The organism is Nocardioides sp. CPCC 206347, assembly GCF_048654605.1.
GTDB lineage: Bacteria > Actinomycetota > Actinomycetes > Propionibacteriales > Nocardioidaceae > Nocardioides.
The window spans coordinates 405,274-428,701 of record NZ_JBMCYZ010000002.1; the positions used below are offsets into that span (position 1 = coordinate 405,274).

A 23,428-nucleotide genomic window follows, 5' to 3' on the forward strand; every position below is an offset into this window, starting at 1 on the left:
GATCGGGGAACTGGCGGGGGATGGGTCACTTGATGATGCGAAGTGGAGCAGCGTCGCCGACGAGATCACGCGCCTGGCTCGTCGGTCGGTTCCGCGCAGAGGCCTGCGATGAGCAGTCAGCTGGGTCGGCGCCGAATCTGGGAGCGACGCGAGGAACGCAGCCATCAACTGATCCGCCGTGCTCAACGAATCGAGGCGGTGGTTCTTCGCGTCCTCAATACCCGTGAGCAGCTAGGCCGCAGCCCGCGTGCCGATCTCGATGTCGGACGCGCGCTCTCTGAACTCCGTGACGTCGAAGGCGTCGCCATGTCGGAGATCGTTCGGTTGTGTGGCGGTGCGCTGGATCGAGCAGAGGTCGAGCGGCTGACGAGCCTCGCGCGCCCGCAATCTGACGTCCGCCGATCGTCGGACGAGTCGCCTAGACTTGCTGGCATGACCGCAAATCGCGACGAGTTGATTCACCTGATCGAGGGCATGCCCGACGATCAGGTGGACGTGCTGCTCGCCGACGCCAAGCGGCTGGCTGAATCGAAGCCGAGAGGGACCTGGCCGCCGAAGTTCGTTGGCATGGTCAAAGACGGCCCGACGAACGGCTCATCACCCGAGTACATCGACACCGTGATGTCGCGAGGTTTCGGTAGCGAGCGTTGATCGTCTGCGACACCGGCCCGCTCGTCGCTCTGGCCAACGAGCGGGACGAGCACTACTTCACCGCCACCGATCTGTTCCGTGACCTGTTCATGGCCAACGAAGCCATCGTTCTTCCCGCGACGGTGCTGGCTGAGGTCTGCTACTGGCTCAATCATCACGGCGGGCCAGAGGTCGAGGCGGCATTCCTCGACTCGGTTGCGGACGGCACGTTCACTCTGGTCGAGCTGACCAACGACGACGTTGCGCGCATGGCCGAGTTGGTCCGCCAGTTTGCGTCGTTCCCGCTCGGTGGCACGGATGCGTCGGTGGTGGCCGTGGCTGAGCGCCTCGGAGCACAAGAGATCGCCACCCTGGACAGGCGGCACTTTCCGTCGATCACGCCCAAGGGCGGCGGCTACTTCACGCTGCTGCCGCAAACAATCCCGTAGGCGGGTTCGACCCTATCTGCCCTCAATCTGCCCTCACCAGGACCGAAACGGACCGACAGCGTCCATGGCCACCGAACAACGTTTGCTCAGGTCAGCCCCACAACTAGCGAATATCGAGCAATGTCGGAATCGGCTCGATTCGTTCCGCTTCAACGTCTGACGCGGTGACCCCGATGAGCGCGGTGTCGGAGCGGCTTCACGCCCGTATCGCGCGGGACTTTCGTGACGATGGCACGGTCGCCGAGGTGGTGTGCCTGGTCGGGGGAGCCTCGGATGTAGAGCGGATCCAGGCGGCTGCGGTGCTGGCCGCTGCAGGCGACGTCGACGAACTCCGGCGGGCTGTTGCGCTTGCCGAGGTCGATGAGCGCGACGTGCTGGTCAACGGAGGCCTGGCGAACGCGGACTGGCGGGACGTGCTGGAACGCGAACTGGGGGCCGGCAAGCCGCGACGGTTCGCGGCGGTCCGGTACTGGTATCGGCGCATCGGGAACGCCGAGGACTTGCTGGCGGCCTGGCTCTTTGCGGCGATCATCAGCCTGCTGATGGCAGCCGTCTTCTTCCTCACCTGGGGGCCGGAACTCTCCGAGACACGCGGGTATCCGCGCGAGCAGGCCGAGGCGGTGACGATTCACGACGAATCCTGGTTCGGCTGCGGCAAGCACGAAGGGCCCAGGACTGATGTCACGTGGCGATCGGACGATCCACCGGCCGGCCTTCCGGGCACCTTCCGGGACCGATCGTCGTGCAACGGCGAACTCGAGGTCGGGGAGCGCTACGAAGTGGTCCGCGTCGCCGATGGCGATGACCTCGAGGTGTACGTCGACCCGGTCAGCTCCCAGACACAGGTCGTCCAGTTGACAGCCTTCGGAGCCGCGGCAGGATTCGTGGTTGCCTGGGTTGCGGTCGGCATCAAGTACGCCGTCCGGCGGTTCCGTCGTCGCAACGGCTCGAGCGCCTCGGCGTCCTCGGTAGGGTCCCTCCGTGGACGTGACCATCGATGAACTCGTGATCGCGGATGCCCCGGAGGCGTGGGCCGCGGCCGGGTTCACCGTCGATGACGACGGGGTCTGTCGGGTCGGGTCCGTGCGGCTCCGGCTGGTCGGGAGCGCCCAGGGCAAGGGCATCGTCGGCTGGTCGCTGCGCGGTGTTCCCGAGGACCTGACCGATGTCGACGGTGTGGTGACGACGGTCTCGGACGCGCCGCTCGTCGAGCCTGCGCACCATGCCAACGGCGTGACGTACATCGACCACGTCGTGCTCCTGTCGCCGGACCTGTCCCGGACGCTCGGGGCGTTCGGCGGGATCGGCCTGGACCCGCGTCGCGTCCGGGACGGCGAGCTCGGTGGCATGCCCGTGCGGCAGGCGTTCTTCCGGCTCGGGGACGTGATCCTCGAGGTCGTCGGGTCCCCGGACTCTGCGACCGACGGGCCCGCGAGCCTGTGGGGACTGACCCACACGGTCGACGACATCGACGCGACGGCCGCGTTCCTCGGCGACCGCACGGGCCCGGTCAAGGACGCCGTCCAGCCGGGACGCCGGATCACGACGCTGAGGACCCGCGAGATCGGCATCTCGGTGCGTACGGCGTTGATCTCGCCGCACGTCCGCGGCCACTAGTTCCTACTACTGGGCGAGCACCTCGGCGGCCTCGGCCCGCTCCTGGTCGAACGGCACCGTGCCGAGCTCCAGGCGGAGGTCGCTGATCCCGGAGTGCCGGCGGGCGTACTCCAGCTCCCGCATCAGGTCGCCGAGCACGTTGTAGAGGACGCTGCCGATGCTCAGCGTCGACAGGGTGCCGAGCGCCTGGCCGTGCTCGTCGACGTACCCGCTCCCGCTGTCGCCCGGGATGCCCGGCGAGGGGGCGATGATCACGTGGGCCCAGCCCTCGGTCTCGGGCTGGTCGGCCATCGTCTGAGCGGCCTGGCGGGAGGCGGGGCTGTTGTCGCGGCGCAGCGAGGAGCGGCCGAACCCGTAGGCGCGGTCGAGGATGTAGAGGCCGCCCTCGGAGAGCCCTTCGGGTCCGCCCCAGTGGGGCATGGTCGGGTTGACCAGCTTGCGGTCGCGAGCGTCCACCTTGATCAACGCGAAGTCGTTGAAGCGACAGGCGTTCGGGTCCGTCTCGCCGATCCTGCGCATGGTGTGCCAGCTGCTGTAGGCCAGACGCCCCTTCGCGAGCTGCTTCCCGGCGTCGTACTTCGTGCCGTGCAGGTTGAAGGTCACCCTGGTCCCGAGCGGTTTCGACCGCGCCCTGCAGCCGTTGATCTCATCGTCGCTCGCCGACGCGCAATGTGCCGCCTGACCGAGATAGACGTTGCCGCCGGCGTCGGTGAAGACGAAGTTGGTCGTGCACTGCGCGCGACCGGTGAGGGTCTGGATCCCCGGCGTGACCGTCGCCGCGGCGAACGGCGTCCACCCCGGTGTACGGCGCACGAGCGGTTCGGTCACGCTGTTGATCCGGGTCGCGGTGGCCGGGGGCGTCTCGCGGTTCTCGAACGGCTTGAACCACACGTTCGCGACGGCGAGCACGGTGAGCAGGGTGAGGATCTTGCCCCACCCGATCGCTGGTTCGACCGTGCTCACCCCTCGATCATCGCCCGCCGGTCTCCGTAAGGACAGGATGCGCGCCGGTCCGTGACTAGGTGGGTGTCGTGCGGCGGATCTCGGTGGTGGGCAGTTCCGGCTCGGGCAAGACGACCGCCGCACGTCGGATCGCCGCGGCGCTGGACCTTCCACACGTCGAGCTCGACGACCTGCACTGGGGGCCGGACTGGGCTCAGGCGAGCGCCGAGGAACTACGGGATCGTGTTGCTGCGGCGACCGCGGGCGACGCGTGGGTCGTCGACGGCAATTATCAGAGCAAGCTCGGGACGCTGGTCTGGGAACGGGCCGACACGGTGGTGTGGGTGAACCCGCCTCGCTGGCGAGCGATGTGGCAGTCCATCGCGCGGACCGTGCGTCGGGCAGCCACCCGGGAGGAGCTGTGGAGCGGCAACCGCGAAGGCTGGGGCGGGCTGATGTTCTGGCGCGGCGAGGATTCGATCCTGTGGTGGGCGTGGACGACGTACAGCCGGACCTGTGAGCGCTACGAGGCCGCGATGGCCGAAGGGCCGTACGCCGCCCTGGCCTGGCACCGCCTCCGCACCCGTCGTGACGTCGAGAGTTTCTTCGCCTCTATCGCGTGAGGTTCAGGCGAGCGCTTGCAGCGTCTCGGCCTGCCGGACCAGGAACGTGCGCTCGTCGAGCTTCTTGCGGCGCATCCAGGCAGTGACCTCGAGGTTGCACTTGCTGGCGTTGCAGGAGCGACAGGCTGGCACGACGTTCGTCAGCGTGTAGCGGCCGCCGCGCGAGATCGGCAGGATGCAGTCCTTCTGGAGGGCGGCGTCCACGGCGCCGCAGTAGGCGCAGCCGCCCCAGATCTCCATGAGCGCGAACCACTGGTCGTCGGTCAGGTCGTGGTCCACCTTGGCCATCCGTCGCTGACGGCGCTTGGCGTAGGTCGCGGCGCGGCTGCGGGGAGGCACGTCGCGAGTATGCCGCGGCGCCGCCTCATCCGAGCGCAAGCCTCGCCGCCACGAAGAGCATCGTGATCGCGATCAGTACCTCGAGCACCTGCCAGGCGCGTGGTCGGGCGAGCAGGGGAGCGAGCAGACGGGCGCCGTACCCGAGGCTGCTGAACCACAGCACGCTGGCCAGTACGGCACCCGCACCGAACCACCAGTGCCCGGCCGGCTCCCCGCCGTCGTGGGCAGCGGCGATCGAGCCGACGAGGAGCACGGTGTCGAGGTAGACGTGCGGGTTCAGCCACGTGAGTGCAATGGCGCGACCGATGACGGGGCCGCTGGGTTCGACGGTGCCGTTGCCGGCAGCAGCGAGGGACTCGGGTCGTGTCGCGCGACGCAACGACGCGGCGGCGTACCAGAGCAGGAAGGCGACGCCGAGCCACCGGACCACCTCAAGGACCCATCGGGCGTGGTCGACGATGGTGCCGATTCCGCCGACGCCCGCCGCGATGAGGACCGCATCCGACAGCGCGCAGATCGCGACCACCGGACCGACGTGCGAGCGGATCAGTCCCTGGCGCAACACCAAGGCGTTCTGGGCGCCGATCGCGACGATGAGAGTCAGGCCGGTCACGAGGCCGGCAACGGTGGGGGCGAGCACCTCAGGAATCTAGGCTCGCCACGAGGTGAAGGCCAGCGAATGTTTCTTCACCTTGTGAAGAAGTGCTTCACTTGGTCATGCACTTCGATCCAGGTCAGCTGGAGACCCTGGTGGCGATCACCGAGGAAGGCACCTTCGAGGCGGCGGCGCGGCGTCTGCACCTCACCCCGAGCGCCGTCAGCCAGCGGGTGCGTGCACTCGAGGGAGCGGCCGGCCAGGTCCTTGTTCGTCGTACGACGCCCGCGACCGTGACGCCAGCAGGGGAGCCGCTCGTGCGGTTGGGCAGGCAACTGCGGTTGCTGGCGACCGAGGCCGCCGTGTCGCTCGGTGCGGGGGAGGTCGTGGACCTGTCCGTGGCCGTCAACGCCGACTCGCTCGCGACCTGGTTCCGGCCGGTCCTCGGCGCCGTGGCCCAGTGGCGGTCGACCGCCCTGCGCCTGCACGTCGAGGACCAGGGCTATTCGCACGACCTCCTGCGTCGGGGCGAGGTGCTCGCTGCGGTCACTGACGAACCCCGGCCGGTGCAGGGCTGCGTGTCCGAGCCCTTGGGATCGTTGCGCTACATCCCGGCAGGGGCACCGTGGCTGGTGGAGCGCCACCGTCACGGCCGGGGCATCGACTGGTCGGGCATCCCGGTGGTCGTGTTCAACGAGAAGGACCACCTCCAGGACGACGTCCTCGCGACCCGCGGGGTCGGACGCCCGTCGGTGGTCCACCGGGTGCCGAGCACGGCCGACTTCCACGAGGCGGTCCGCAGCGGTCTCGGCTGGGGCATGATCCCCGAACCGCACCTGGCTCCCGAGGTGGCCGCCGGTGCGCTGGTCCGGCTGCCGGGGACCCGCCCGGTCGACGTACCCCTGCACTGGCAGCGGTGGCGCCTCGACAGCCCTGCGCTGACCGAGCTCACCGAGACGGTACGGCGAGCAGCAGCTGCGTTGCGGCGTCGCTGAACCGGCTGCTCACGGCTCCCAGATGTCGAGGGTGACCGTGTCGATGGTCCCCGTGTCGTCGAGGAACAGGTCGACGGTGAACCACTCGAGACAGCCGTCGATCGATTCGTCGGACGGCTGGAGGGAGATGCGTCGGTGGCCTGCGAGGCCGTCCGGCGCTGGGTTGGGCGGATTGGCGCAGTGGGGGTGCTCGCCGAGCGAGGTCGTGAAACCGGCGAGGGTGCCGTCGGCTCCGTCGGAGTCGACATGCCGGGCGATCAGGCCCAGCGCGTTGAACGGGCCGACGTGGCCGCGGAAGGCCGCGAGATCGACGTCCCACGCACCGATCGAGGCGAGCCCGGCGCGAGATCGGGTCGCGACGACGGTCGGACCGAGGCCGAGGCGGACCTGCCCGGCGAAGGGGAGTGCCGCGGCCGTGTTAGTGCCCGGGTCGCTCGCCAGGGCCACCAGTGCCCGGAGGAGGGCCTTGTCGTCGTACGACGCCGGGGTGGCGGTGCTCGCGGGGAAGCTCTCGGCGGTGGTCGGCGAGGGGCTCGCGATGGTGCTGGGGCTGGCGACCGCCGTCGTGGGCTCGGCCGCGACGTCCTCGACCGTGCTCCCGCAAGCCGCGCAGGCAAGGACGGCGGCCAGGGCGATGGCCAGAGCGATGGCAGGGGCGATGGTGATGCGTGTTCTCATGGCGCTCTCCTCGGTCCAGGTGAAGAGAGGACGCCCCGGGGTTGCGGCCGGTTGTCCCTTGGGTGCGGTTGTCGGTGTCGTGTGGGAAATTTCTTCCCGTGCCCGCTCGTCCCGATGTCCCTGAGGCCTACCTCGCGCGTTTGCGGCAGAGCTTTGCGCGGCTGCCGGAGTGCCACGAGGAGGAAGCGTGGACGGGTGTGCGCTGGCGCGTGGCCGGGACGACGACCACGGTCGCGCACGTCTTCGGCGGCGAGGACCAGCTGTTCCGGATCGTGTTCCGCGCCGAACCCGAGGAGGTGATGGCGTTCCAGCACCTGGGGGCGCCGTACTTCAAGGGAGAGTGGGGCGGCAACATCGTCGGGCTGCTCCTCGACGACGACTCCGACTGGGAGGAGCTCGACGAGCTGCTCACCGAGTCGTTCTGCATCCAGGCGCCGCAGCGGTTGGTGGACCAGGTGGATCGGCCGGGCGCCTCGGCCTCGTGAGCCCTCAGGTGTAGTTCGGGTTGTTGCCCGTCGGCATCGTGATGTTCGTGACCTTGCCCTCGCCGAGGAAGAACCGCACGCCGAGGCGGAGGAACTCGTCGAACAGCCAGTAGCCCTGCGGAGCGAGCGGGATCCACATCGTCGCCTCGCGGAACGCGATGAACGGCGGCCACCCGGCCTTGACCAGGGGGTCGGTCACCGGCTCCCTGGGCACCTGCAGCCAGTCGGCGATCTGCTCGCCGAGGCAGAAGCGCGTGAAGGAGTGCAGCATCGGCTTGGTCAGGCCGCCGTCGTACTCGGCGGCCAGGTTGAGCAGGATCTTCGCGAGCGCCACGCCCTCGGTGGTCGGCGCGAGGATCGGGTCGAGGACCTGGCGGGACTGGGCGTTGGCGTCGCTCCAGGTGGCGGGGATGTATTCGTCGGCCACGCCGAGCAGGTGCGCGGTGATCTGCCACAGGTGCAGGAACGCAGCCGAGTCCGCGGACGGCATCGGCACGCCCCACGCGGTGAGCTTGTTGAACGAGAAGGTGGCCAGGCTGTGCCAGGTGACCATGATGTCGGCCTGGCTGATCGGCCTGGCCTCGTCGGTCGACGCGTGCCAGTGGCTCGACTGCGGAAGCAGGTGGCGCACCGCGGCGTGGGTGAGCCGGGTCTTCAGGCACGTGACGACCATCTGGCCGTTGGGGCCGAAGGCGTCGCGGACGCCGATGTCGTAGCCGAGCTTCGCGGTCTTGTCGATGCGCTCCTTCATCTCGGCGCCGCCGGCGGAGTAGTAGACCGCCTTGGCCTCGCGCGGGATGACGCAGCTCATCATGCCGCTGCCGAGGCCGTAGAGGACGCCGAGGTAGAGGCCGCGCCGCTCGTAGAAGGAGAACGCCCGCGTCAGCTTGGCCTGGTCCGTCCAGGTGGGCAGCTTGCGCGCCTTCTCGAGGAAGAGCCGTACGTCGGCGGGCAGGCCCGCAGGGAGTGCCTGGCCGTTGCGGGTCCAGCCGGCGAGGAGCTCGTTGACCCGGTCGACCTCTCCTCGCGCGAAGAGCGCGGCCACCAGGGTGTCGGCCTCGTCGTCCCAGACCTGCCGCGGATCCAGGCCGGATCCCGTCCCGATGACCGAGGACGTCGGCGACCAGGTCCACGCCGCTGCGGGCATGATGATGCCGAAGGCCCCTGCCGCTCCGAGGGCGCTGCTGCCGCGCAACAGACTCCGCCTGCTCAACCCTTGCATCGGACGCTCCTCGATCGGCATTGGTACGATGGTACGACGTGAGTATCTGTGTATCACGAACGATGGGAGTGGAACCAGTGGTTGACGCGGTCGAATCGCTGCTCGAACGTGCTTTCGCCGACGTTGCCGCGTCGATGGCCGCCGACGAAGCGAATGCAGACCTGCTGGACGCGGCGTCCGAGCTCTTCTCCCGCCACGGCATCCAGCGGACCACCATGGACGACGTCGCGCGCCGTGCCGGGCTCTCGCGGATCACCGTCTACCGCCGGGTCAGCTCCAAGGAGGCGCTGGTCGAGCAGGTCGTGCTGCGCGAGTTCCGCCGCTACCTCGACCAGTTCCGCATCGACATCGCCTCGGCCGAGACGGCCCAGGACCGGGTCGTGCTCGGCTTCGTCAGCTCGCTGCGTGCGATCCGGGGCAACGCCCTGATCGGTGGACTGATGGTGGCCGAACCCCAGACACTCGTGCCGCTGCTCGAGACCACGGGCCGCACACTCGCGACGGTGTCGCAGTTCGTCGCGGGCCAGCTGCGCCACGAGCAGCGGGCCGGCCAGATCGGCGCGGACGTCGATGTCGACCTGGTGGCCGAGGTGATGGTGCGCCTCACCACGTCGTTCCTGCTGACTCCGAGCGAGCTGGTCGACCTGGACGACGATCGGCAGCTCGCCGACGTCGCGCGTCGTTTCCTCGTACCGATGCTGGGGATCAGGCCGTCCGGCTGACGGAGTCCTCTAGGTTGACGAGGTGACCGAGCCGGACAACACCGCTGCCGTCCAGACGCTCCGCGTGGAGCGGACCCTGGTGATCGGCCTCAACCGGCCGGGCAAGCGCAATGCGATCAACGCCGAGCTGACCCAGGGCCTCGACGACGCGCTCAACCTGCTCGAGGACGACGACGACCTGTGGTGCGGCGTCCTCACCGGTGGACCGGCGGTCTTCTGTGCCGGAGCCGACCTGGCGGAGGGGCCGGGGGAGCCGACCGAGCGCGGTGGCTACGCCGGGCTCACCTCGCGGGCGCGCACCAAGCCGCTGATCGCTGCCGTCGAGGGGTACGCCCTCGGTGGCGGGTTCGAGCTGGTGCTGAGCTGCGACCTCGTCGTGGCCTCCCGTACGGCGACGTTCGGCTTTCCCGAGGTGAAGCGTGGCCTGCTCGCCGACTTCGGCGGGGTCTTCCGGGCGCCTCGGCTGCTGCCGCCCAACGTGGCCCTCGAGCTGCTGCTCACCGGGGAGTCCCTCGAGGCGGAGCGCGCCGAGCGGCTGGGGTTCGTCAACCGGCTCGTCGAGCCGGGTCTTGCGTTCGACATCGCGCTCGGGCTGGCCGCCACGATCTGTGGCAACGCACCGCTGGCCGCCCGTGAGGCCCTGGCCCTTGCGCGCGCCGAGATCCACGGCGATGAGGCGGCGGTCTGGGAGGCCAGCCATGCCGCGCTGGCCCGGCTGATCGCCTCGGCCGACGTGGCCGAGGGCGTGGCCGCGTTCTTCGAGCGGCGCGAGCCGCGCTGGACCGGCCGCTGAACGAGGCCTACTCGTCGAGGTCGATCCGGACGGTCAGCAGGTCGGTCCCGAGGGTTCGTACGGCGATCGAGTTGAGCCTGGTGGACGGCCGCGCGTGCCCGAGCCAGCGCTGGCGGGCCCGAGGGTCGTCGTCGCCAAGGACGGTGGCCATGCCCTCGCGCCAGTGGCCCCGGACCTTCACCCGCACTCGCGGGTTGGCCTCGATGTTGCGCACGTACGCGGCCCGGCGACCGTGCTCCGCAACGATCCAGAACACGTCGTCGACCTGACCGTCACCGACTGGAACCCTGCGAGCTCGGCCCGAGGTGCGGCCGGTCGTCTCGAGGAGTGCGTATCCCGGCATGCGCCAACCACGCATGAGGACCCAGCGGACGAGTGGATTCGCCATCCGCTTCTGGACGAAGTTCACAGCCCTGTACTTCAGCACCTCCGCATCTTCGTGCACCTCGATGAACAATCCCCCGCACTTCGCACACGGCTGGGAGTCGGGTGTCAGGCTGGACGCATGCGTGAGCGGTGGCGATCAGGCCTGGTGCTGCTGCTCAGCGCCTTGATCTTCGTCGGCATCGTCCTGTTCGCGCCCGGGAGCGAGAACAGCGCGTTCCGCCGGCTGATCGGGATCGGTGACGACCCGCTCGGCACGCCGGCCGATGTCCCGGAGGGCGGGGTGTACGCCTTCCTGGAGCATCAGCGCGGGCAGGCCGACGATCCGGTCGCGTGGGATCCGTGCAAGGAGATCCACTACGAGATCAACCCCGACGGCGCCCCGGACGGTGCCGGCGACACGGTGGCCTTCGTGGAGGCCGCGGTCGCCGAGGTCTCCGGTGTCACCGGCCTGCGTTTCGTGTACGACGGCCGTACCGATCGCCGACCGAAGTGGGGAGGCGCCTTCGTGCCCCTCGGTGGCAGGCGCCAACCGGTCCTCATCTCGTGGGCGACCGGGTCCGAGGTCGACGAGCTCAAGGGCAACGTGGCCGGTCTCGGCGGGGCTGCTGCCCGCGAGGGTGCCGACGGACGCCTGCGCTACATCACGGGCGGCGTCACGCTCGACAGCGATGCGTTCGCCGACCTCGAGGACGAGCGCGACGGCGAGGCGTACCAGCGGGCGATCCTGTTGCACGAGCTCGGCCACCTCGTCGGCCTGGACCACGTCGACTCCCCGGCCGAGCTGATGTTCGAGGACAACGTCGGGCAGCGCGACTTCGGTCGGGGCGACCTGAACGGACTGGTCCGCCTGGGACGGGGTCGCTGCGCCTGACGCCGGCGTTGTGGCCGCAGCACACCTGGTGCCCGCGCTTTTGTTCCGGTGGCCGTTCCGTCGCTTCCGGAACGGCAGTAGATTCGATGGGTGACCAGCATCGAAACCGCACCCGCAGAGACCGCCGCTGCGACCTTCACGTCGCTCAACCCCGCCAACGGTGAGGTCGTCGGGACGCATCCCATCCACGATGCTGCGCACGTGCAGGCAACCGTGGAGAGCGTGCGCAAGGAAGCGGAGCGGTGGCGCGCGCTGGGGTTCGACGGGCGCAAGAAGGCCCTCGCCGCGTGGCGCAAGGTGATCGCGCGCCGCCTCGACGAGCTCGCGTCCCTGATGTCCCGCGAGAACGGCAAGCCCCACGGTGACGCCCTGCTCGAGGCGTCGCTCGCGATCGACCACCTCGCCTGGGCCGGCAGCCACGCCGAGAAGGTGCTCAAGCGCCGGATGGTGTCGCCGGGCCTGCTGATGGTCAACCAGGCCGCCACGATCGAGTACCGACCGCTCGGCGTCATCGGTGTGATCGGCCCGTGGAACTACCCCGTCTTCACCCCGATGGGCTCCATCGCCTACGCGCTCGCCGCGGGCAACGGCGTGGTCTTCAAGCCGTCCGAGTTCACCCCGGGCATCGGCGAATGGCTGGCCGCGACCTTCAAGGAGGCCGTCGGTCTCGGCGTGTTCCAGGTCGTGACCGGGTACGGCGAGACCGGCGCCGCCCTGACGACGTCCGGTGTCGACAAGGTGGCCTTCACCGGGTCGACCGCGACCGGCAAGCGGGTCATGGCGGCGGCTGCAGCCAGTCTCACGCCCGTCGTCATCGAGGCCGGCGGCAAGGACGCCATGATCGTCGACTCCGACGCCAACATCGCTGAGGCCGTCGACTCCGCCCTGTGGGGCGCGTGCGGCAACGCGGGCCAGACCTGCGCCGGTGTCGAGCGGGTCTACGTCCACGAACAGGTCTACGGCGACTTCCTCAACCAGCTGGTCACCGCGGCCAAGGACGTCAAGGCGGAGCCGGGCGGCCAGCTCGGCCCGATCACCATGCCGTCCCAGGTCGAGATCATCCGCCGCCACATCGACGACGCTCTCGCGCGCGGTGGCCGGGCGGTCGTCGGTGGACCGGTGCCCGAGGGTGCCCGCTACGTGCAGCCCACCGTGCTCGTCGACGTCCCCGAGGACTCCTCCGCCGTCCAGGAGGAGACCTTCGGCCCGACCGTCACGGTCACCAAGGTCCAGAACATGGACGAGGCGATCAGGCTGGCCAACGGGACGTCGTTCGCCCTCGGCTCGACGGTGTTCTCCAAGGACAAGGGCATGGAGATCGCCGAGCAGCTGCGCGCCGGCATGACCGCCATCAACAGCGTGATCTCGTTCGCCGGCATCCCGACGCTGCCGTTCGGGGGCGTCGGTCAGTCCGGCTTCGGACGCATCCACGGCGCCGACGGCCTGCGTGAGTTCACCTACCCGCACGCCATCGCGCGCCAGCGGTTCCGGCCGGCGATCGAGCTCACGTCCTTCCGTCGTACGGACAAGGCGGAGAAGCAGCTCGTCACGATCGTGCAGAAGCTCTACGGGCGCGGGAAGAAGTAGCGCCCCGCGCGAACAGGATCACCGCCAGGCCACCGGCGAAGGTGAACCAGGTGATCTGCTCGGCGAGCAGGAGTGCGGCCCAGGCGATGCTCAGCACCGGCTGGATCAGCTGGACCTGGCTGACCTGGGCCATCGGGCCGAGGGCGAGGCCGTGGTACCAGGCGAAGAAGCCGAGGTACATGCTGATCACCGCGAGGTAGGCGAAGCACGCCCAGACGCCGATCGATCCGGTCGGCGGTTGCTGCGCGACGCTGACCGCGGCCAGCACGGCCATCGCGGGGAGCGCCACCACGAGCGCCCACGAGATGGTCTGCCACGGGCCGAGCTCTTTGGTGAGCAGGGCGCCTTCGGCGTACCCCGCGGCGCACAGGAGGACCGCGACGAACAGCAGTACGTCGGCGCGCTGGAGGTGGCTGACCCCGCCACCCTGTGCCACCGCGAACGCGATCGCGGCCGCCGCCCCACAGGCCGAGAAGATCCAGAAGGCCCGAACCGGGCGCTCGCCGGTCCGCAGCACGGCCATCACCGCGGTGGCCGCCGGCAGCAGGGCGATCACCACGGCACCGTGTGATGCGGGCACCTCGGTCAAGGCATACGACGTCAGTAGCGGGAACCCCGCCACGACACCGCCTGCGACGACGAGCAGCTGCAGCCACTGGCGGCCGCGGGGGAGTGCCTGCCGGGTCACGGTGAGGACGGTGGCGGCCAGGACGGCGGCGACCACGGCGCGGCCCGAGCCGATGAACAGCGGCGACAGGCCGTCGAGTGCGATCCGGGTGAGCGGAAGCGTGAACGAGAAGGCGAGGACACCCAGGAAGCCCCAGCCGAGGCCGGCGGGTGTCGCCGATAGCACCTTGCGCTGCGGAACGATAGCGCTACTCTGTACTGACATGAATGACGATAGCACCTCGCGCATGGTGACGGGCATTCGCGCCTGGATCAGGGACGCGCCCGCCGGAGCCCGGCTGCCCTCGACCCGCCAGCTCGTTGCCGAGTACGCCGCCAGCCCGGTCACCGTCCAGAAGGCACTGCGCCGGCTGGGTGCCGAGGGGCTGCTCGAGACGCGTCCCGGCGTCGGCACGTTCGTCCGCACGGTGCGTCCGAGCCGGGGTCCGGACTTCGGCTGGCAGACCGCCGCCCTGCGTACGCCGCGGTCGGTGATCCCGCGTGTCGCGGGCCCGCTGCAGACCGCGCCGCCCGACGCGCAGGCGCTGCACGCGGGCTACCCCGGCCCGGACCTGCTCCCCGAACGACTGGTCCGCTCGGCGCTCGTTCGTGCGTCCCGTGGTGCCGCCGCGACGTCCCGCCCCCCGGCCGCCGGACTCCAGGAGCTGCGCGCGTGGTTCGCCGCGGAGCTCGCGGATGCGACCCGGCAGGACCTCGCACCGGTGACGGCCAACGACGTGGTCATCGCGCCGGGCAGCCAGAGTGCGCTGTCCTCGATCTTCCGTTCCCTCGTCGCGCCGGGGCAGGCCCTGCTCATCGAGTCACCGACGTACTGGGGCGCCATCCAGGCGGCCCACCAGGCCGGGGTCGAACCGGTGCCGGTGCCCAGTGACGGCAGCGGTCCGGACCCCGACGAGCTGGACCGGACCTTCCGCGAGACCGGGGCGCGCGCCTTCTACGCGCAGCCCACCTATGCCAACCCGACCGGTGCGCAGTGGAGCGTCGGCCGGGCCGAGGAGATCCTCGAGGTCGTTCGCTCGCACGGGGCCTTCCTCGTCGACGACGACTGGGCCCACGACTTCGGCATCGACACCGACCCGCGGCCGGTCGCCGCGCTCGACGACGGCGGCCATGTCGTCTACATCCGGTCGCTGACCAAGAGCGTCTCGCCGACGATCCGGGTGGCGGCCGTCATCGCCCGGGGTCCCGCGCGGGACCGGATCCTCGCCGACCGTGCCGCGGAGTCGATGTACGTCAGCGGGCTGCTGCAGCAGGCTGCCCTCGAGATCGTCTCGGACCCGGGCTGGCGCACCCACCTGCGGCGCCTGCGCCAGCAGTTGCGCGACCGGCGCGACCTGCTGGTCGACAGCCTGCGCACCCACGCTCCGGACCTGCGCCTCGACCTGGTGCCGCCGGGCGGGCTGCACCTGTGGTGCCGGCTGCCCGACGGCACCGACGTCGACCGCCTGGTCCGCGACTGCGCCAACGAGGGGGTGTGGATCTCGTCGGGCGAGGAGTGGTTCCCGGCCGAGCCGTCCGGCCCGCACGTCCGGCTCACCTTCATCGGTCCGGACCCGGCGGGCTATCCGGACGCCGTCAGGACGATCGCGCGGATGCTCGCTGCGCAGGGGAGCGCGTCGGCCTAGCCGTGCCGGCCGTCGGGACGGCCGTGGGGTCGATCAGCGTTCAACACTGCGATCTTCTGCCAGATCTTGCGCTCCAGGGACACCGTGAGGGTCTCGATGGTGCTGACCGTGTCCAGCACGACCGGGTCGCGCGACTCCTCCGCGCACAGGGCCGCCGCCTTGCCGATCAGGCTGAGCAGCTCCGAGCAGTAGTCCAGGTAGTGCTCGAGCTGTTCGGGTGTCAGGTCCATCTCGACGCTGGCCTCGGTGCTGCGGAACGACGCCCGCAGTCGCTCGGGGTCCTTGGTCAGCTGGTGCATGTCGACGATGTGCGCGAGGGAACGGAGCCGGTGCAGCAGCTCGAGCAGGCTCTCGCGCTGGAGGCGCTCGGGCACGGAGTAGAGGAACCAGATCGCGAACGCCGCGAACACCATGTCGTTGACGGCGCTCTCGAGGACCGGGAGCCACTCGAGCCCGGAGTCGGGCGCGTCCATGGCTGCCGAGCGCACGGCCAGCACCATGACGGTGAGTGCGACGACGATGACGGCGAGGATCCCGAAGCGCGACAGTGGGCGGAGCCAGGACCGGCGGCCCCGCACGTTCCGGGTCGACGTACGGACGTCGGCGACGAGGGTGGCGAGCTCCCCGGCCAGTCCGTGCAGCCCGCGCCCGTGGAAGCGCGCATCGATGCGCTGCTCCAGGCGGCGCACGGTGTCCAGCACCGGTTCCGCCTGCACCTTCTCGTACGAGTAGCCCACGCGCCGCAGCCTAGAGGTGTCGCCTGTTCACCAACGCAGGATCGACAGTCCCGGGACCGACGCGAATGCCTTGTCGGTCGTGACCAGGGTGAGGTTCTCGGTCACGGCCTGAGCCGCCAGCAGGCGATCGAAGGGATCGCGGTGTTCCCAGTCGAGTGACCCCGCGAGCAGCGCGTGGTCCGTGGTGACGGGAAGGGGGAGTGCGGGTAGTGCCGCCAGCGCCTGCTTCCACTGGTCGCGCAGTGCGGCCGCATCGGGGAACTTTCCGAGCCGCACCTTCAACGCAACTTCAAAGGCGGACACGTCCGAGACGAGCCGTCGGGGCGCGTTGTTCAGTGCCTGGGCCACCGCCCGCGGCACCGAGGTGCCCCGGCGCACGGACCAGAAGAAGGCGTGGGTGTCGAGGAGCAGGGTCACAGACCCAGCTCCGCCAGTTCGTCGTCGTCGAGCGGGGCGAAGAACTCGTCCGGAATCGCTGGCAGGTCCAGGAAGCCGAGGGTGACCTCGGGCCGGGTGAAGGGCTCGAGGCGGGCAACAGGCCGCCCACTCCGGGCGATGATGATCTCCTCGCCCGCCTCGACGCGCGCGAGGAGCTTGGACAGGTTCGTCTTCGCTTCGTGGACGTTGATCGTGGCCATGGACTAAGGGTACCGGACTAAGTCCGGTGCGCGAGGCGGCGAACATGGAGACGCCGGCGTCGCGCCTACGATGACGCCATGGGTCTCGCCGTGCTCGACTGTGCACATTTCACGGCGGGGGAGTGCCGTTCGTGCACCTGGCTCGGTCGTGGGTACGACGACCAGCTGGCCGCGAAGGACCACGCAGTCCGGACGCTGCTCGGTGCCTCGGCCGTCACCACCGGACTCGTCTGGGACCCGCCCGTGGCCAGCCGCCCGGACGGCTTCCGCAACAAGGCCAAGATGGTCGTCGCCGGCACCGCGGGGGCGCCGACGCTCGGCATCCTCGACCCGACCGGGACCGGGGTCGACCTGCGCGACTGCGCGCTGCACGCGCCCGGGATCGTCGCAGCACTGCCGCACCTCGCCGCGTTCGTGACGCGCGCCGGGCTGGAGCCCTACGACGTGTCCTCCGACCTGCCCGTCGCGCAGCGAGGAGAGCTCAAGCACCTGCTGGTGACCGAGTCGCCCGACGGCGACCTGATGGTCCGCTTCGTGGTGCGCTCCACCAGCACCGAGTCACGCATCCGCAAGCACCTTCCCTGGCTGCGGGAGCAGCTGCCACACCTGAGGGTGGCGACGCTCAACGTCCAGCCCGACCACCGCGCCGTCCTCGAGGGCGAGCGCGAGATCGTGCTGACCGACGCCGACACCCTGCCCATGCGCCTCAACGACGTGACGCTGCACCTGCGGCCGCGGAGCTTCTTCCAGACCAACACCGACGTCGCGTCGGCGCTCTACCGGCAAGCCCAGTCATGGGTGGCATCGCTCGCCCCGACGCGCGTCGTCGACCTGTACTGCGGTGTCGGCGGCTTCGCGCTGCATCTCGCGGCCGACGGGCGGGACGTCACCGGCATCGAGATCAGCGCGGACGCGATCGCCAGCGCCGAGCGCTCACGCGACGAAGCGGCACTGCCCGGCACCGTGCACTTCGAGGTGGGCGACGCCACGGCACCTGACCACGCCGCCCTGCTCGCGGGAGCCGACCTGGTGGTGGTGAACCCGCCGCGGCGTGGCCTCGGCACGGACCTGTCCCGCCGGCTCGAGGAGTCCGGCGCGCGTCACATCCTCTACTCGAGCTGCAACCCCGAGACGCTTGCGCGCGACCTGGCCGACCTGACGTCGTACCGGCTGGTGAAGGGGCGCCTGCTCGACATGTTCCCGCAGACGCCGCTGTCCGAGGTTCTGGTCCTGCTTCAGCGCAGCGAGTAGGTCGCCAGCGAGATGCCGACGTAGTGCGTCACGAACGCCGCGATGGTGAAGCCGTGGAAGACCTCGTGGAAGCCGAACACACGGGGTGACGGGTTCGGCCACTGGAAGCCGTAGACCAGGCCGCCCAGGGTGTAGAGCGCCCCGCCGGATGCGATGAGGACGAAGATCGCGATGCCGACGCCGAGCCCGAGGGCGGTCGCACCGTTGTAGAACGCGGGCAGGAAGAAGAGTGCGGCCCAGCCCATCGCGATGTAGATCGGTGCCGACATCCAGCGGGGCGCGGACGGCCACAGCACCTTGAACGCGATCCCGAGCACGGCGCTGGTCCACGCGGTGGTGAGCAGGATGACCTGGGCGGATCCGTCGAGAAGGATGAGCGCGAACGGCGTGTACGAGCCGGCGATGAACAGGAAGATGTTCGAGTGGTCGATCCGGTTGAGGATCTTCCACACCTTCGGCGACCAGGTGCCGCGGTGGTAGAGCGACGAGATGCCGAACAGCAGCAGCGCGGAGGACACGAAGAAGACCGACCCGACGCGCGTCGATGCTGTCGGCGACAGGCAGATCAGGACGATGCCCGCCGCGAGGACCAGGGGAGTCGACGCGAGGTGGATCCAGCCGCGCAGCTTGGGCTTGACCTCTGCGAGGGTTTCGCTGATCTGCTCGCCGATGTCGTCCAGACGAGCACGGACCTTGCCGCCGGTGTGATCGGAGGCCTGGGTCATGTGTACGAGAGTACCCACGGATCACTACTGCAACGGCGGCCGGGCGAGCGTGATCTCACGCTCATCCGGCCGCCGCGGATCCTCCGATCGGAGGATGTCGTCAGTGCGTGTGCGGTGGTACGACGCCGCCTTCCGACGGCTGCACGATCACGAAGCCCTGGCCGCTGAACGCGACCTGGAAGGCCTCGCCCGAACCGCGGCCGATCAGGGCGCCGGCGGTGAAGGAGGACTTGATCGACGTCTGCAGGTGCACCGACCAGGCCACGAGGGCCTGGGCGTCGGCGAACGTCGGCGCCTCGGCAGCGTTCAGCACGACCGGCTGTCCATCGGTCGTGATGGCCACCCAGCCGGTGCCGCGCAGGGTGGTGTTGAACAGGCCGCCCGCGGCGATGCTGCCGCCCTTGACCCGCTCGACGTTCCAGTCGAGGGACGCGGAGAACGCCAGCACGTTCGAACCGTTGACGGACAGGCCGCTGTTGTTGAGGTGCAGGATGTGCACCTCGTGGCCGCCGTCGGCGAGGAAGACGTCGCCCTGGCCCTCGACGCGCATGAGGTTCAGACCCTCACCGGTGAAGGCCTTCTTCAGGAACTTGGCGGCGCCGCCGCCCTGGTAGTTGAACGCGACATTGCCCTGGTAGGCGACCATCGCGCCCTGCTTGGCCATGAAGGGCTCGACCACCCGGACCCGCAGCATCTTCTTGTTCTGCAGGCTGGCGCCGATGGCGTCCTTCTCGCTGAACCGGCCGTCGATCAGGTCGCCGGTGATGCCGGCGAACGCGTCGCCGTACGGCTGGCCGCCGGGCTGCCCCTGGGGCTGGCCGACCGGCTGGGCCTGCTGCATCGGCTGGGCCTGCTGCGCCGCCCACTGCTGGGCGGGGTCGGGCTGGGCGGCCATCTGCTGGGTCGCCATCGGCTGTTCGGCGACGGGCTCGGCGGCCACGGGCTCGGCGGCCACGGGCTCGGCGGACATCGCGCCGGCCGAGGCACTGGCCGACTCGCTCATCGCTTCCGACGAGGCGGAACCGCTGTCGGAGGAATCGCCCATGGCGGCTCCGGCGTCGGCGGGGGCGTTGACCGGTGAGGTCGACTGCACTCCCTGGTCGGACACGTGGTCAGTCCACTGGGAGCCATCCCAGTAGCGGAGCTCGTGGCGACCGGTGGGGTCCGGATGCCAGGCAGCTGCGGTCATCGTCGTCGTCCCTCTCTCGAAGTTTCCTGAGGTGCGGAGCCGAGTTGCTCCCACCCCGTCGTGCCCATCGTGTCAGCCGGTGGGTTGACCCGAAAGGCCCGGCCACGCGATCAGGTGGTCCCGGGACGGGGCCGGGGTGGCCTACGATCGGATGGTGGCGGATTGGAAGCGTGGTGTGCGCAGGGTGCTCTACCCCGCCTACGAGGCACGCATGCTTCGCCGGATGCCCGGCAACCTGCCCAAGCACATCGGCGTGATGCTCGACGGCAACCGTCGCTGGGCCAAGGCCGTGGGCCGCGACACCGCTCACGGCCACCGTGTCGGGGCCGCCAACATCGAGCCGCTGCTGACGTGGTGCGACGAGGTCGGTATCGAGGTGGTCACCCTCTGGCTGCTCTCCACCGACAACCTGAACCGTCCGGCGCGGGAGCTCGAACCGCTCCTGGAGATCATCTCCGACGCGGTCGACTCGCTCGCCGACCAGCGCCGCTGGCGCCTCCACCCGGTCGGCGCGCTCGACCTGCTCCCGGCGTCGACCGCGGAGCGGCTCAAGGCCGCTGCCGCCGCCACCGCCGACGTCGACGGCATGATCGTCAACGTCGCTGTCGCGTACGGCGGACGCCGCGAGATCGCCGACGCCGTCCGCTCCCTGTTGACCGAGCACGCCGCCAAGGGCACGCCGCTCGACGAGCTCGCGCAGATGATCGACATCGAGCACATCGAGGAACACCTCTACACCAAGGGCCAGCCGGACCCGGACCTCGTGATCCGCACGTCCGGTGAGCAGCGCCTCGGCGGCTTCCTGCTCTGGCAGAGCGCCAAGTCGGAGTTCTACTTCTGTGAGGCGTACTGGCCCGACTTCCGTCGCGTCGACTTCCTGCGCGCCATCCGGGCCTACGCGCTGCGTGACCGGCGCCACGGCACCTGAGGTCCCGGCTCGACCGGCCCGGTCCGGACGACCACGCGGTCGTTAGGCTCGCCCGCGTGAGCACCACGCCCCCTGCCCCACCGGAGAAGCCCGCCAAGGCACCGCAGCCGGTCACCCTGCTGTCCGTCGAGGGCAAGGAACAGCTCAGCCCCGGGATGGTCCGGATCCGGTTCAGCGGCGACCTCGCCGGCTTCGCGGGCAGCGACTGGACCGACCGCTACATGAAGTTCATCTTCGGTGACCCGGCCCTGCTCGCGCAGGGGCAGCGCCCGACGATGCGGACGTACAGCGTGATCGCGCCCGACGTGGCCGCCGGCACCCTGTCCGTCGACTTCGTCGTCCACGGCGACGAGGGTGTCGCGGGTCCGTGGGCCACGGCCGCGCAGCCGGGCGACACCATCCACGTCCGTGGGCCCAATGGCGCCTACAACCCCGATCCGACCGCGGACTGGCACCTGTTCGCCGGCGACGAGGCAGCGATCCCTGCGATCCGGCAGTCCCTCGCGGCGCTGCCGGCCGACGCCCAGGGGTACGTCGTGCTGCAGGTCGACGGGCCGTCGTACGAGCAGGAGGTGGCGACGCCCGCGGGCGTCGTACTGACCTGGCTGCACCGCACCGACCCGGGCCACTCCGGACTGGCCGACGCCGTCCGTGCCCTGCCGTGGCGCGAGGGCCGCGTGCACGCGTTCGTGCACGGCGAGGCGCAGGCGGTGATGCACGAGATCCGGCCGTACCTGCTCAAGGAACGCGCCGTGCCGCGTGCCGACGTCTCCATCTCCGGCTACTGGCGACAGGGCCGCACCGAAGAGGCCTTCCGGGAGTGGAAGGCCGAGCTCGCCCGCGCTGAGGAGAGTCAGGCATGACCCCCACCCGCTTGTTCCGCACCGTCGCGATCGCCGAGGCGATCACCTGGACCGGCCTGCTGTTCGGCATGTTCCTCAAGTACGGCCCTGCCGACAACGAGACCGGCGTCCGGATCTTCGGCATGGCCCACGGCGTCGTCTTCATTGCGTACGTCGTCGTGACGCTGGTCGTGTGGGTCGACCGACGCTGGTCGGCGGGACGTGGCCTGCTCGCCCTGGTCGCCGCCGTACCGCCGCTGGCGACGCTGCCGCTCGAGTGGTGGGCGATCCGCAAGGGCTGGCTCGGCGACGCCTGGCGGCTGCCGGCGGGTGCCGGGTCCTCGTTGCCCGACCGGGTCGTGGCCTGGGTGCTGCGCAACCCCCTGCGCGGTGCCGCGGTCGGCCTCGTCGCGGTTGCCGCACTGACCGGCGTCGCGCTGGTCGTGGGCCCGCCCGGCTCCTGACGGAACCACGCGCGGCGCGCTAGCGTCGTACGACCATGAGCCCGTTCAGCATTGCGCGACGTGACACCCTCCGCTTCGGCCTGCTCGGACTTGCTGCCCTCAGCGGCGCCACCGCGCTGACGGCCTGTGCCAGCGATGAGGAGCCCGGTCTGAAGCCGGGTGGCGCGGACGCCGACGGCATCCAGCTGGTCGCCTCCGACGTGAAGCGGGTGCCCGGGGACTTCACCGTCCTCGAGGACGTGGTGGTCGGACTCCAGGCCCTCGCCGGTGACCTGTACGGCGGCATCGCCGCCAAGCCGGGCAACCTGGTCTTCTCGCCGTACTCCGTCCTGGTCGCCCTCGGGATGACCCTGGTGGGTGCCGCCGGGAAGACCGCCGAGGAGATGCGCGACGTGCTCGGAGCCGGGGACCTCGGCGACCGCTGGCACAAGGGCGTGAACGCGTTGACGTCGTACGTCGACGGGCTGGCCGGCAAGCAGAAGCGGGTGGACGGCTCGGACGCCGAGCTGGCCCTCGCCACGGCCAACCAGTTGTTCGGGCAGAAGGACGTCGGCTGGGAGGCGGAGTTCCTCGACCTGATCGCCAAGGAGTACGGCGCCGGGCTGCGCGCGGTCGACTTCGAGACCGCGGCCGAGGAAGCCCGGACGCTGATCAACAGCTGGGTCGAGGACCAGACCCATGACCGCATCGTCGACCTGATCCCCGAAGGCGTGCTCGACAACCTGACCCGGCTCGTGCTGGTCAACGCGATCTACCTCAAGGCGCCCTGGGAGCAGCCGTTCGAGAAGGCCGCCACGGTCAAGGGGAAGTTCACGAAGGTCGACGGCTCCAGCGTCGACGTCGACATGATGAACAAGCCGGACCTGTCCGCTCCGTTGGTCAACGGTGACGGCTGGCGCGGCGTCGTCGTGCCGTACGCCGGCCGGAAGCTGGCGATGACCATCGTGCTGCCCGACAAGGGAAGGTTCGAGGCAGTGGAGGCGAGCATCGTGAAGGACGGCCTCGGCGCACTGACGCCGGAAGGATCGCTGGCCGCAGTGAATCTGACGCTGCCGAAGTGGACCTTCCGCACCGACGCTCCACTGGGCGACCTGCTCAAGGAGATCGGCATGCCGACCGCGTTCATCGACGGCCAGGCCGACTTCACCCCGATGACCGACGAGGACCTGCCGCTGCACATCGCGGCCGTCCTGCACCAGGGCTTCATCGCCGTCGACGAGGAGGGCACGGAGGCGGCCGCTGCGACGGCCGTCGTCATCCGCACCGAGTCGGCACTGGTCACCGAGGCGTTCACGGTCGACCGCCCGTTCCTCTTCGTCATCCACGACCTCGACCACCATGCGCCGTTGTTCGTGGGCCGGGTCGTCGATCCGTCGTAGGCCCGTTGGTCGACGAGGGGTCCCGAGA

At 70.0% G+C, this 23,428-nt stretch carries 29 protein-coding genes; 17 read left to right on the forward strand and 12 right to left on the reverse strand.

Annotated features, from left to right (window positions below):
- Positions 1–108 precede the first annotated feature (108 nt).
- The 4 genes from ACOACQ_RS08245 (at position 109) to ACOACQ_RS08260 (ending at position 2,696) form a co-directional block, all read left to right on the forward strand.
- Positions 109–651, forward strand: a complete 543-nt coding sequence (locus tag ACOACQ_RS08245) for a hypothetical protein (protein ID WP_378605440.1) — start codon at positions 109–111, stop codon at positions 649–651.
- On the forward strand, positions 648–1,079 hold the full coding sequence (locus tag ACOACQ_RS08250; protein ID WP_378605437.1) for a type II toxin-antitoxin system VapC family toxin: 432 nt from the start codon (positions 648–650) through the stop codon (positions 1,077–1,079). The genes ACOACQ_RS08245 and ACOACQ_RS08250 overlap by 4 nt, the downstream gene beginning before the upstream one ends.
- Positions 1,080–1,252: 173 nt before the next feature.
- Positions 1,253–2,080, forward strand: a complete 828-nt coding sequence (locus ACOACQ_RS08255; protein WP_378605434.1) for a hypothetical protein — start codon at positions 1,253–1,255, stop codon at positions 2,078–2,080.
- Positions 2,061–2,696 carry a hypothetical protein gene (locus ACOACQ_RS08260; protein ID WP_420288030.1) on the forward strand — a complete coding sequence of 212 codons (636 nt, stop codon included), beginning with the start codon at positions 2,061–2,063 and terminating at the stop codon, positions 2,694–2,696. Before ACOACQ_RS08255 ends, ACOACQ_RS08260 begins: the two co-directional genes overlap by 20 nt.
- A 6-nt stretch (positions 2,697–2,702) precedes the next feature.
- Here ACOACQ_RS08260 and ACOACQ_RS08265 read toward each other — a convergent pair whose 3' ends face one another.
- Positions 2,703–3,659: a hypothetical protein gene (locus ACOACQ_RS08265; protein WP_420288031.1), complete on the reverse strand. Its 957-nt coding sequence runs from the start codon at positions 3,657–3,659 to the stop codon at positions 2,703–2,705.
- 68 nt (positions 3,660–3,727) lie between these two features.
- Between ACOACQ_RS08265 and ACOACQ_RS08270 the strand changes: the two genes are divergently transcribed.
- Positions 3,728–4,261: an AAA family ATPase gene (locus ACOACQ_RS08270; RefSeq protein WP_420288032.1), complete on the forward strand. Its 534-nt coding sequence runs from the start codon at positions 3,728–3,730 to the stop codon at positions 4,259–4,261.
- 3 nt (positions 4,262–4,264) lie between these two features.
- Here the strand turns inward: ACOACQ_RS08270 and ACOACQ_RS08275 are convergent, their stop codons facing one another.
- Both ACOACQ_RS08275 and ACOACQ_RS08280 read right to left on the reverse strand, forming a co-directional pair.
- Positions 4,265–4,600, reverse strand: coding sequence for an HNH endonuclease (locus tag ACOACQ_RS08275; protein ID WP_420288033.1), 336 nt, complete (start codon positions 4,598–4,600; stop codon positions 4,265–4,267).
- Positions 4,601–4,625: 25 nt separating this feature from the next.
- Positions 4,626–5,240, reverse strand: coding sequence for a LysE/ArgO family amino acid transporter (locus ACOACQ_RS08280; protein WP_420288034.1), 615 nt, complete (start codon positions 5,238–5,240; stop codon positions 4,626–4,628).
- A gap of 77 nt (positions 5,241–5,317) precedes the next feature.
- Here ACOACQ_RS08280 and ACOACQ_RS08285 point away from each other — a divergent pair, with 77 nt between their 5' ends.
- Positions 5,318–6,190: a LysR family transcriptional regulator ArgP gene (locus ACOACQ_RS08285; RefSeq protein ID WP_378605419.1), complete on the forward strand. Its 873-nt coding sequence runs from the start codon at positions 5,318–5,320 to the stop codon at positions 6,188–6,190.
- A gap of 9 nt (positions 6,191–6,199) precedes the next feature.
- Here ACOACQ_RS08285 and ACOACQ_RS08290 read toward each other — a convergent pair whose 3' ends face one another.
- Positions 6,200–6,868, reverse strand: a complete 669-nt coding sequence (locus ACOACQ_RS08290; RefSeq protein ID WP_420288035.1) for a hypothetical protein — start codon at positions 6,866–6,868, stop codon at positions 6,200–6,202.
- Between the two features lie 98 nt (positions 6,869–6,966).
- Between ACOACQ_RS08290 and ACOACQ_RS08295 the strand changes: the two genes are divergently transcribed.
- Positions 6,967–7,353 (forward strand): MmcQ/YjbR family DNA-binding protein, encoded by a 387-nt coding sequence (locus ACOACQ_RS08295; RefSeq protein ID WP_378605413.1) that lies wholly within the window; start codon positions 6,967–6,969, stop codon positions 7,351–7,353.
- 4 nt (positions 7,354–7,357) lie between these two features.
- Here ACOACQ_RS08295 and ACOACQ_RS08300 read toward each other — a convergent pair whose 3' ends face one another.
- Positions 7,358–8,566 (reverse strand): oxygenase MpaB family protein, encoded by a 1,209-nt coding sequence (locus tag ACOACQ_RS08300; RefSeq protein WP_420288036.1) that lies wholly within the window; start codon positions 8,564–8,566, stop codon positions 7,358–7,360.
- Between the two features lie 86 nt (positions 8,567–8,652).
- Here ACOACQ_RS08300 and ACOACQ_RS08305 point away from each other — a divergent pair, with 86 nt between their 5' ends.
- Together ACOACQ_RS08305 and ACOACQ_RS08310 are read left to right on the forward strand one after the other, a co-directional pair.
- Complete coding sequence (locus ACOACQ_RS08305) at positions 8,653–9,297, forward strand: TetR/AcrR family transcriptional regulator (protein ID WP_420288037.1); 645 nt, start codon at positions 8,653–8,655, stop codon at positions 9,295–9,297.
- A 22-nt stretch (positions 9,298–9,319) separates the two neighbouring features.
- On the forward strand, positions 9,320–10,090 hold the full coding sequence (locus ACOACQ_RS08310) for an enoyl-CoA hydratase-related protein (protein ID WP_378596853.1): 771 nt from the start codon (positions 9,320–9,322) through the stop codon (positions 10,088–10,090).
- A gap of 7 nt (positions 10,091–10,097) precedes the next feature.
- Here ACOACQ_RS08310 and ACOACQ_RS08315 read toward each other — a convergent pair whose 3' ends face one another.
- Positions 10,098–10,517 carry a nitroreductase/quinone reductase family protein gene (locus tag ACOACQ_RS08315; protein ID WP_378596852.1) on the reverse strand — a complete coding sequence of 140 codons (420 nt, stop codon included), beginning with the start codon at positions 10,515–10,517 and terminating at the stop codon, positions 10,098–10,100.
- Positions 10,518–10,595: 78 nt separating this feature from the next.
- Between ACOACQ_RS08315 and ACOACQ_RS08320 the strand changes: the two genes are divergently transcribed.
- Together ACOACQ_RS08320 and ACOACQ_RS08325 are read left to right on the forward strand one after the other, a co-directional pair.
- A complete protein-coding gene (locus ACOACQ_RS08320; RefSeq protein WP_420288038.1) occupies positions 10,596–11,348 on the forward strand; it encodes a matrixin family metalloprotease in 753 nt (250 codons plus the stop codon).
- Positions 11,349–11,438: 90 nt separating this feature from the next.
- The gene (locus ACOACQ_RS08325; protein WP_378596850.1) at positions 11,439–12,935 is read left to right on the forward strand and encodes an aldehyde dehydrogenase family protein; all 1,497 of its coding nucleotides are present in this window, start codon (positions 11,439–11,441) and stop codon (positions 12,933–12,935) included.
- On the opposite strand, the gene ACOACQ_RS08330 is transcribed toward ACOACQ_RS08325, so the two are convergent.
- Positions 12,895–13,788 (reverse strand): DMT family transporter, encoded by an 894-nt coding sequence (locus tag ACOACQ_RS08330; RefSeq protein ID WP_420288039.1) that lies wholly within the window; start codon positions 13,786–13,788, stop codon positions 12,895–12,897. The genes ACOACQ_RS08325 and ACOACQ_RS08330 overlap by 41 nt on opposite strands.
- A 37-nt stretch (positions 13,789–13,825) precedes the next feature.
- Between ACOACQ_RS08330 and ACOACQ_RS08335 the strand changes: the two genes are divergently transcribed.
- On the forward strand, positions 13,826–15,247 hold the full coding sequence (locus ACOACQ_RS08335) for a PLP-dependent aminotransferase family protein (RefSeq protein ID WP_378596848.1): 1,422 nt from the start codon (positions 13,826–13,828) through the stop codon (positions 15,245–15,247).
- Here the strand turns inward: ACOACQ_RS08335 and ACOACQ_RS08340 are convergent.
- From ACOACQ_RS08340 to ACOACQ_RS08350, 3 genes are read right to left on the reverse strand one after another with little or no spacing between them, the layout of a single operon-like run.
- Positions 15,244–15,984: a hypothetical protein gene (locus ACOACQ_RS08340; RefSeq protein WP_378596847.1), complete on the reverse strand. Its 741-nt coding sequence runs from the start codon at positions 15,982–15,984 to the stop codon at positions 15,244–15,246. The two genes, ACOACQ_RS08335 and ACOACQ_RS08340, sit on opposite strands and share 4 nt — an antisense overlap.
- Positions 15,985–16,011: 27 nt before the next feature.
- On the reverse strand, positions 16,012–16,401 hold the full coding sequence (locus tag ACOACQ_RS08345; RefSeq protein WP_378596846.1) for a type II toxin-antitoxin system VapC family toxin: 390 nt from the start codon (positions 16,399–16,401) through the stop codon (positions 16,012–16,014).
- Positions 16,398–16,622, reverse strand: a complete 225-nt coding sequence (locus ACOACQ_RS08350) for a type II toxin-antitoxin system Phd/YefM family antitoxin (RefSeq protein ID WP_378596845.1) — start codon at positions 16,620–16,622, stop codon at positions 16,398–16,400. Before ACOACQ_RS08350 ends, ACOACQ_RS08345 begins: the two co-directional genes overlap by 4 nt.
- A 78-nt stretch (positions 16,623–16,700) precedes the next feature.
- Here ACOACQ_RS08350 and ACOACQ_RS08355 point away from each other — a divergent pair, with 78 nt between their 5' ends.
- Positions 16,701–17,873, forward strand: a complete 1,173-nt coding sequence (locus tag ACOACQ_RS08355; RefSeq protein ID WP_420288040.1) for a methyltransferase domain-containing protein — start codon at positions 16,701–16,703, stop codon at positions 17,871–17,873.
- Here ACOACQ_RS08355 and trhA read toward each other — a convergent pair.
- Together trhA and ACOACQ_RS08365 are read right to left on the reverse strand one after the other, a co-directional pair.
- Positions 17,858–18,598 carry a PAQR family membrane homeostasis protein TrhA gene (gene trhA, locus ACOACQ_RS08360; protein WP_378596843.1) on the reverse strand — a complete coding sequence of 247 codons (741 nt, stop codon included), beginning with the start codon at positions 18,596–18,598 and terminating at the stop codon, positions 17,858–17,860. The genes ACOACQ_RS08355 and trhA overlap by 16 nt on opposite strands.
- Positions 18,599–18,698: 100 nt before the next feature.
- A complete protein-coding gene (locus ACOACQ_RS08365) occupies positions 18,699–19,787 on the reverse strand; it encodes an AIM24 family protein (RefSeq protein ID WP_420288041.1) in 1,089 nt (362 codons plus the stop codon).
- Between the two features lie 154 nt (positions 19,788–19,941).
- On the opposite strand from ACOACQ_RS08365, the gene ACOACQ_RS08370 reads away from it, so the two are divergent.
- The 4 genes from ACOACQ_RS08370 to ACOACQ_RS08385 are packed head-to-tail and all read left to right on the forward strand — an operon-like array spanning position 19,942 to position 23,400.
- Positions 19,942–20,715 carry an isoprenyl transferase gene (locus ACOACQ_RS08370; RefSeq protein ID WP_378596840.1) on the forward strand — a complete coding sequence of 258 codons (774 nt, stop codon included), beginning with the start codon at positions 19,942–19,944 and terminating at the stop codon, positions 20,713–20,715.
- Positions 20,716–20,771: 56 nt separating this feature from the next.
- A complete protein-coding gene (locus ACOACQ_RS08375; protein ID WP_420288042.1) occupies positions 20,772–21,578 on the forward strand; it encodes a siderophore-interacting protein in 807 nt (268 codons plus the stop codon).
- The gene (locus ACOACQ_RS08380; protein WP_420288043.1) at positions 21,575–22,021 is read left to right on the forward strand and encodes a DUF3817 domain-containing protein; all 447 of its coding nucleotides are present in this window, start codon (positions 21,575–21,577) and stop codon (positions 22,019–22,021) included. The genes ACOACQ_RS08375 and ACOACQ_RS08380 overlap by 4 nt, the downstream gene beginning before the upstream one ends.
- A gap of 35 nt (positions 22,022–22,056) precedes the next feature.
- Positions 22,057–23,400: a serpin family protein gene (locus ACOACQ_RS08385; RefSeq protein ID WP_420288044.1), complete on the forward strand. Its 1,344-nt coding sequence runs from the start codon at positions 22,057–22,059 to the stop codon at positions 23,398–23,400.
- Positions 23,401–23,428: the final 28 nt, after the last annotated feature.

Excerpts from the sequence above, each read along its gene's own strand:
- ACOACQ_RS08380 (WP_420288043.1), top strand. The coding sequence starts at position 21,575 with ATGACCCCCACCCGCTTGTTCCGCACCGTCGCGATCGCCGAGGCGATC.
- ACOACQ_RS08290 (WP_420288035.1), bottom strand. The coding sequence starts at position 6,868 with ATGAGAACACGCATCACCATCGCCCCTGCCATCGCTCTGGCCATCGCC.
- ACOACQ_RS08385 (WP_420288044.1), top strand. The coding sequence starts at position 22,057 with ATGAGCCCGTTCAGCATTGCGCGACGTGACACCCTCCGCTTCGGCCTG.
- ACOACQ_RS08320 (WP_420288038.1), top strand. The coding sequence starts at position 10,596 with ATGCGTGAGCGGTGGCGATCAGGCCTGGTGCTGCTGCTCAGCGCCTTG.
- ACOACQ_RS08355 (WP_420288040.1), top strand. The coding sequence starts at position 16,701 with ATGGGTCTCGCCGTGCTCGACTGTGCACATTTCACGGCGGGGGAGTGC.
- ACOACQ_RS08335 (WP_378596848.1), top strand. The coding sequence starts at position 13,826 with ATGAATGACGATAGCACCTCGCGCATGGTGACGGGCATTCGCGCCTGG.
- trhA (WP_378596843.1), bottom strand. The coding sequence starts at position 18,598 with ATGACCCAGGCCTCCGATCACACCGGCGGCAAGGTCCGTGCTCGTCTG.
- ACOACQ_RS08365 (WP_420288041.1), bottom strand. The coding sequence starts at position 19,787 with ATGACCGCAGCTGCCTGGCATCCGGACCCCACCGGTCGCCACGAGCTC.
- ACOACQ_RS08245 (WP_378605440.1), top strand. The coding sequence starts at position 109 with ATGAGCAGTCAGCTGGGTCGGCGCCGAATCTGGGAGCGACGCGAGGAA.
- ACOACQ_RS08255 (WP_378605434.1), top strand. The coding sequence starts at position 1,253 with ATGAGCGCGGTGTCGGAGCGGCTTCACGCCCGTATCGCGCGGGACTTT.
- ACOACQ_RS08350 (WP_378596845.1), bottom strand. The coding sequence starts at position 16,622 with ATGGCCACGATCAACGTCCACGAAGCGAAGACGAACCTGTCCAAGCTC.
- ACOACQ_RS08285 (WP_378605419.1), top strand. The coding sequence starts at position 5,318 with ATGCACTTCGATCCAGGTCAGCTGGAGACCCTGGTGGCGATCACCGAG.